This is a genomic window from Arsukibacterium sp., assembly GCF_041616895.1.
Lineage (GTDB): Bacteria > Pseudomonadota > Gammaproteobacteria > Enterobacterales > Alteromonadaceae > Alishewanella.
Genome location: NZ_JBFJPY010000041.1, coordinates 22,087 through 28,440, shown reverse-complemented (window position 1 = coordinate 28,440; position 6,354 = coordinate 22,087). Strand labels below are relative to the sequence as shown.

General features: G+C 51.1%; 7 protein-coding genes. 1 reads left to right on the top strand and 6 read right to left on the bottom strand.

Annotated features, from left to right (window positions below; all coding sequences use genetic code 11):
• The 6 genes from ABY802_RS08880 to ABY802_RS08855 all read right to left on the bottom strand — a co-directional run.
• A partial coding sequence (locus ABY802_RS08880) for a chromosome segregation SMC family protein (RefSeq protein WP_372626688.1) occupies positions 1 to 2,252 on the bottom strand: 2,252 nt, incomplete at its 3' end.
• A 76-nt stretch (positions 2,253 to 2,328) separates the two neighbouring features.
• Positions 2,329 to 2,946 carry a mechanosensitive ion channel domain-containing protein gene (locus tag ABY802_RS08875; protein ID WP_372626687.1) on the bottom strand — a complete coding sequence of 206 codons (618 nt, stop codon included), beginning with the start codon at positions 2,944 to 2,946 and terminating at the stop codon, positions 2,329 to 2,331.
• Between the two features lie 17 nt (positions 2,947 to 2,963).
• The gene (locus ABY802_RS08870; RefSeq protein WP_372626686.1) at positions 2,964 to 3,458 is read right to left on the bottom strand and encodes a YcgN family cysteine cluster protein; all 495 of its coding nucleotides are present in this window, start codon (positions 3,456 to 3,458) and stop codon (positions 2,964 to 2,966) included.
• A gap of 2 nt (positions 3,459 to 3,460) precedes the next feature.
• Complete coding sequence (locus ABY802_RS08865; RefSeq protein WP_372626685.1) at positions 3,461 to 4,123, bottom strand: fumarylacetoacetate hydrolase family protein; 663 nt, start codon at positions 4,121 to 4,123, stop codon at positions 3,461 to 3,463.
• 3 nt (positions 4,124 to 4,126) lie between these two features.
• Positions 4,127 to 5,194: a lytic transglycosylase domain-containing protein gene (locus ABY802_RS08860; protein ID WP_372626684.1), complete on the bottom strand. Its 1,068-nt coding sequence runs from the start codon at positions 5,192 to 5,194 to the stop codon at positions 4,127 to 4,129.
• 1 nt (position 5,195) lies between these two features.
• Positions 5,196 to 5,477: a YcgL domain-containing protein gene (locus ABY802_RS08855; RefSeq protein ID WP_372626689.1), complete on the bottom strand. Its 282-nt coding sequence runs from the start codon at positions 5,475 to 5,477 to the stop codon at positions 5,196 to 5,198.
• A gap of 143 nt (positions 5,478 to 5,620) precedes the next feature.
• Between ABY802_RS08855 and minC the strand changes: the two genes are divergently transcribed.
• Entirely contained in the window at positions 5,621 to 6,346 is a 726-nt protein-coding gene (gene minC / locus ABY802_RS08850; protein WP_372626683.1) for a septum site-determining protein MinC, read from the top strand.
• Positions 6,347 to 6,354 lie beyond the last annotated feature (8 nt).

Below are 6,354 nucleotides of genomic sequence, written 5' to 3'. Positions count from 1 at the left end.
TGTTGCTGGAGATGTTGCAGGTTCTGCTCCTCTTCAGCATGCTCATCTAAAACATATTGCGCCTGTTGCTGGCGTTCGTCCAATAACGCCAGATCGTTCAGCAACGCCTGATGTTTCGCCCCAAGCTGTTGACATTCAGCTGCCAGCTGCGCTTGCTGTTTTTCTGCCAGTTGCCGGGCCTGAGCCTGCAGCTGGCGCTCGGTATCGGCATGCTGTATCTGCTTTTCGATATCAGCCAGTTGCTGTTGTTGCGCTGTCAGCGTCTCGCGCGCGTTGCTTTGAGCCTGCTGTGCCAGAGTTAACTGCTGCTCTGACCGCTCCCGATCGGCGGTCAGCTCTACCATTTCAGCATGAATTGCAGCCAGGCGTTCAAGCCGTAATAAACCGGAGTCGGTACTGTCGCTACTGCTGCTATGGCCCCAATTCTGCCCCAGCCACTGGCCGGCAGCAGTAATAACCGACTGTCCAGGGGCAAGCGCTGCAACTTGCTGTTGCGCCGCCGCCACACTGCCTGCGAGTAAAACATTCTGAAAATAATCCGGATAATGACCGGCAAGGATCACACTGGCCAGGGTATCTGGAGTAGCTTGTACGTTAAGCGGGCTGACATAACTAAAATCTGCCGATATCGCCTCTGCACTGCCAATCCTGGCATGTTGCAATGGCCCTAGCGCAGCAGCGACGGCCCCCGCCCAACCTGGCGCTACCTTTAATTGCGAAAGCAGAGCCTGCGGGCTTTGCTGCTGACGCTGCTCAAGCGCGGTTAACCGTTGCTGCTCCTGACTTAAAATGTGTTGCCGGGTAGTCAGCGCAGCCAGTTGCTGCTGCATTGCCGTAGTCTGTGCTGCCGTTTCTTCTGCGCTCAACAATGCCTGTTCAACCTTTTGGCGCGCCGCGTCACGCTGCGATGTTAACTGCTGCACGCGCGACGTAGTCTCCTCAACATTTGCTGTCGGTTGTTGCTGCACTTCGGCTAATTGTTGCTGGCGCAATGTCAGCTGGCTTTGATACTGCTGTGCCTGATTGCTGGCGCTTTGCCAGGCTAACTGCGCCTGTTGTTGCTGCTGACGCAGCGTAAAATGCTGCTGCTGCCAGCGCTGCCACTGCTGTTGATGCTCTGCCAGAGTGGCTTGAGATAGTTGTAACTGCAGCTCCAGCTCGGCCAGTTGGGCCTCGCCAAGCGCCAGTTCCGGGCCGTATTGCTGCTGTTGCTCGGTTAGCTCGTTTAACTGCGCTTGCTCATTGGCGATAAACTGCTCGCTATCGTCCAGCGCCTGCTGCTTTTGCTGTAACTGATTACTAAGGATCTGCTGCTGCTGGCGCTGATGCAAAATTTGCTGCTCCAGCCGGCTAATGGCGTTGCCCAGCTGGTAAAAGCGACTTTGCTGCTGTTCAGCGTGCGCCCTGGCATCGCTGGTTTGCTCTTTTAGCTCAACCAGCATGCGCTGCTCGCCCTGCATGCCAGCCTGATATTTTTCCAGCTCGGTTTCCTCGCTGGCTAACTGCTGCTCTAATGCTACTAACTGGTTATTAAAGCGCAGCCATTTTAAAGTCGTCAGCTCTGCTTTCAGTTTTCGCTCTTGTGTCTTTAATTCTTTGTAACGCTGAGCGGTGCTGGCCTGGCGTTTTAATTTATCAATATTTTTGGCCAGCTCTTCGCGCACATCTGCCAGCCGGTCAAGGTTTTCCCGGGTGTGTTTAATCCGGTTCTCAGTTTCGCGCCGCCGTTCTTTGTATTTGGAAATGCCAGCGGCTTCTTCAATAAATACCCTTAGCTCCTGCGGTTTCGATTCGATAAGCCGCGAGATCATGCCCTGCTCTATAATGGCGTAGCTGCGGGGCCCGAGGCCAGTCCCCAAAAAAATATCGGTAATATCACGCCGGCGGCACTTGCTACCATTTAAGAAATAGGTCGATTGCGCTTCGCGGGTGACCAGCCGTTTAATCGAAATTTCGCTACGATCGGCCATATTGCCACTAAGTCGGCCCTGGGTATTTTCAAAAACTAATTCCACCGACGCCTGCGATACCGGCTTGCGCTGGCCCGAGCCATTAAAGATAACGTCGGTCATGGCGTCGCCGCGCAAATTTTTAGCAGAGCTTTCCCCCAGCACCCAGCGCACTGCGTCTATAACATTAGATTTGCCGCAGCCGTTAGGGCCAACCACTGCGGTCATTTGTTCTGGAAACGGCACCTGGGTTGGGTCGACAAAAGATTTGAAGCCCGCCAGTTTAATATGTTTTAAGCGCATCTGTGCCCGGTGTTATTGTTGTTAGTATCCGTTTTAGCAAAATGTAACAGCAGCAAAAACTACTGTCACGGAAAAATCAATCTGACTTTGGTGTGCTGAAGGTCTTGCGCCGCCAGCGCTGCGCTTTCTCTGCGACCGTAATTTTAACCGTCGAACGGCTTTTTCTGGCAAACACCACCACCGGCCTAGAAACCAGCAGATTATTAGGGTAAATGACCTGTTCATTGTCTTTGGTTTGCAGCACGGTGCTGAACAGGTTAATTTCGACAATCCGGCCTTCAAGATGGTTACCGCCATCAATCACCCGCACGTCCATGCCTTTGGCGAACGCTTTTTGGCCCAGCAAAATGAAAAAAGCAGTGATATTACTGAGTAAACTCCAGGCAGCAAATAATGCCACCCCGATCACGGCAATCATGGATGACGCCAGCACCAGCAAGCCACGAATATCCACGCCCCATATCACGCTGAGCACCACGATCAGCAGCAGCACCAGCAAAATGTGAAATACCACCGCAGCGCGCTTATTCATCTCAGCTTTTAACCGGCTGTTAGCGATAACCTGAGATAGTAACGGCATAACCCGATAGCTGATAATAAAATAAAAAACCAGCACCAGAACCGTAATAAACAGTTGCAGCGTAACCGGATTAAAATGGCGCAGCAGTTGTTGGCTAATTTCAGAAAAAGACATCGTTAATTTCCTGCGGCTTAATCTAAATCGTTTAGTGGCCAGCGGACGATATAGTCTTCAAAATTATCCAGATCGACATGGGTTTCACAAATGGCTTTGTTACGCACCGACATTTGCTTTTTGTGCATCAGGCTTTTTTTGCCGTTATTGAGCAGCGGATGCCAGCTGGGTAAGCCACGACCTTCATGCAAGCGCCGGTAAGCGCAACTGGTGGGCATAAAGAAAATGTCTTTAAGGTTGGCTTTGGTTAACTGAATACAATCCGGCACCAGCACGGTTCGCTGGCTATACTCGGTACATTCACATTTATGACTGTTCAGATAGCGGCAGGCAATATTAGTATAGTGCACCTGCTCATCAGCCTTAATAACACTGGTCGGGCCCTGCTCTTCATCATCATCAATAAATTTATTCAGGCAGCATTTGGCACAACCATCGCACAACGCTTCCCATTCCTCGTTACTCATTTCATCGAGGGTTTTTGTTTCCCAGTAACGCTCTGCTAAAGCCATCGTTAGCTTACCTTTGTATTAACAGTGAAAAAGTCGGCCAGTTGCAACTGCAGCTGGTCGCCAGATTGCAGCGGCCCTACACCTGCGGGCGTTCCGGTAAGCACCATATCGCCGGGTAGCAGGGTAAAATGTTGCGACATTTCACTGATCAGCTGGCTAATACCTCGTATCATGTTGGCACTGTTGCCATGCTGCCGCTCTACCCCGTTCACTGCCAGACTGAAATCCAGTTGCTGCGGATGCGCAACATCAGCGGCGGGCACAAAGCCAGCCACCGGGCAGGCGCCATCAAACCCTTTGGCTAACTCCCACGGCCGTCCCAGTTGCTTCAGGCTGGCTTGTACCTCACGCAGGGTTAAATCCAGTGCCAGACTATAACCCCAGATCGCTGCCGCTACCTGCTCGGAGGTGGCCTGGGTTAACGACTGGCTTATCAGCACGGCAATTTCCAGCTCGTTATGTACCGCACCGCGACCAACCGGTATCGCGAAAGCCGGCGCCAGCTGACACAAAGCGGTATTAGGCTTGATAAAAAACAATGCCTCGCTGGCGGTTTTGCTTTGCATTTCAGCAATGTGGTCCTGATAATTCTGACCAATGCATACTACCTTGCCTACTGGTAAGGCGATGCTGCTGCCGTCAACGTGCTGATGAGAATAGGCCATGGTTTACTCGGCAATAATTAGATCGGCCAGGTAGCCGACGCTGGTAACAAAGTAATAAGAGCGGTTCCAGTGCATCAGGCTTTTGTAATTGTCGTAACCTAAAAAGGCCCGGCCATCTTTGCCGTCTGGCAAAATTAACGCCGCTTGTAAGTCACGTGCTGGCAATGCCGTGCCATTTAGCCGGCGCACCCCAAGTTCGTTCCACTGGGTAAGGCTGCGGGCCGAATCGTTCCAGCGTCCTAACCAGGCGGCACGGGCCAGGCTTCCAGGTTGAATGGCCATAGCGGTGTCAAAGCCCTCAGGCAATACCACTTCCCGCCCCCAGGTGATACTGTTGTCCCAGTTCTGCTGTTTTAAATAATTAGCAATAGAGGCAAATACATCCAGCTGATTGGTCCAGATGTCTTTTTTGCCATCACCGTCGCCATCCTGAGCATAGGCTAAAAACGAGCTTGGCATAAACTGGCTCTGGCCCATCGCCCCGGCCCATGAGCCTTTCATATCGGCAAAACTGATATGGCCCTCAGCCAGAATGTCCAGCGCGTTAAAAAACTCCTGCCGGAAAAACGTTTCGCGCCGGCCATCGTACGCCAGGGTTGCTAACGCTGAAGGAATAGAATAAGTGCCCATAAAACGCCCGAAGCTACTCTCAAGGCCCCACAGGGCGATAATAAAGCGGGGTTGCACGCCATATTTCTCAGCAATTTTTTCCAACTCTGGCAAATATTGCTGGTAAAACCCCCGCGCCATGGTGATCCGGATAGTACTTACCCGTTTCGGTAAATAGGTGCTGAGCGTTTCCACTGATTCTGGCTGGCTCTGATCGGCTTTTACCACCCGCTCGTGAAACGTTAGCGAGCTGAACACCTGATCCAACAAGGCTTTATCATAGCCCTTCTGTTCGGCTTCTTGCCGTAAAGCGGCCGTGTAATCTGCAAAGCTGGGTTTGACAGCTTGCTCTGTGTCGGTGCCTGATGGCGAAACGGCGGCAAAACTGCCGTACGACGTCAGCAAGCTGGTTGCCAGCAGTGTAGTCAAGCTAAGATGTTTTAGCGCTAATTTTAATTTCATATTAACCTTTATCTGTCTGGATACTGGCTTTATGTTGTGCCAGCAGGTTTTCGGGAGGGGGCGGTAATTGCAGATAAAACCCCTGTGAATGTAATGCGGAACGTAACTTATGAATATCAACCTGGCCCAAATGTTCCCGCTTCGCCAAATTAAGTACCGTCACCAGCTGCGGTTTGCCAAAAGTGGTCATCAGCGCAGCAGGTACCGGGCCAAAATCGTCACGACGTTCAACATACAGGTAAGTGCCCTCTTTACGTGGGCTTTTATAAACAACACATAACATCAATAAAAGGTCTTCGCTACCTTGCCTAACAGAAGGCGAAACTATAACATGAAGCACAGGTAATGCGCACTGGCTGCAAGGTCAGGTGCATAAATAATACTGCTTATCGCAGTGATAAAAATAACGCGTGCGCCGATAGTTTTATGTCTGATAATTCGTTAGAACTGAAAGGGAGTTTATTTCCCATGTCAGTGTTGCACTGTGCTGATTTAAGCGTTGCAACGTTGCAAACCTTATTAAGTGCCAAACTGGCGCAAGCACCTGCATTTTTTTTGCAGGCTCCTATCGTCCTCAACCTCAATGATACTAGCCAGATACCTGATTTTGTCTCTTTAAAAAGTCTGTTTACCGAGCTGAAACTGGTACTGGTTGGTGTTAGTGCCGCTAATCCTGAACAAAAAACCGCAGCGCATGCCGCTGGTCTGGCTGTGTTACAGGCGCCCAAGGCAAACGTAAAAACCAGAGAACATGCTCCTGCCATGCCACCCGCGACCAGTGCTGCAACCAGCAGCGTAGCCGCTGCTGCAGTAGCGACCACTATGGATAGCAAAGTGGTTGAACAAACAGTGCGCTCGGGTCAGCAAATTTATGCCAAAGGCACCGACTTAATTGTCAAAGGTGCGGTAGGTGCCGGGGCAGAAGTGATTGCTGATGGCAACATTCATATTTATGGCTCGCTCAGAGGCAAGGCAATTGCCGGCGCCAACGGCGACACCAGCAAGCGTATTTATTGTTATAACCTGCAGGCTGAACTGGTTTCTATCGCCGGTAATTACTGGCTTAGCGACAGTTTGCAGGGCAAATTTTGGGGCAAATCAGCCTGCATTAAGATGCAGGACGATAGCTTAGTCATTTCTGAATTAGTGTAAGGATCGTC

Excerpts from the sequence above, each read along its gene's own strand:
- ABY802_RS08875 (WP_372626687.1), bottom strand. The coding sequence starts at position 2,946 with ATGTCTTTTTCTGAAATTAGCCAACAACTGCTGCGCCATTTTAATCCG.
- ABY802_RS08870 (WP_372626686.1), bottom strand. The coding sequence starts at position 3,458 with ATGGCTTTAGCAGAGCGTTACTGGGAAACAAAAACCCTCGATGAAATG.
- ABY802_RS08860 (WP_372626684.1), bottom strand. The coding sequence starts at position 5,194 with ATGAAATTAAAATTAGCGCTAAAACATCTTAGCTTGACTACACTGCTG.
- minC (WP_372626683.1), top strand. The coding sequence starts at position 5,621 with ATGTCTGATAATTCGTTAGAACTGAAAGGGAGTTTATTTCCCATGTCA.
- ABY802_RS08855 (WP_372626689.1), bottom strand. The coding sequence starts at position 5,477 with ATGTTATGTGTTGTTTATAAAAGCCCACGTAAAGAGGGCACTTACCTG.
- ABY802_RS08865 (WP_372626685.1), bottom strand. The coding sequence starts at position 4,123 with ATGGCCTATTCTCATCAGCACGTTGACGGCAGCAGCATCGCCTTACCA.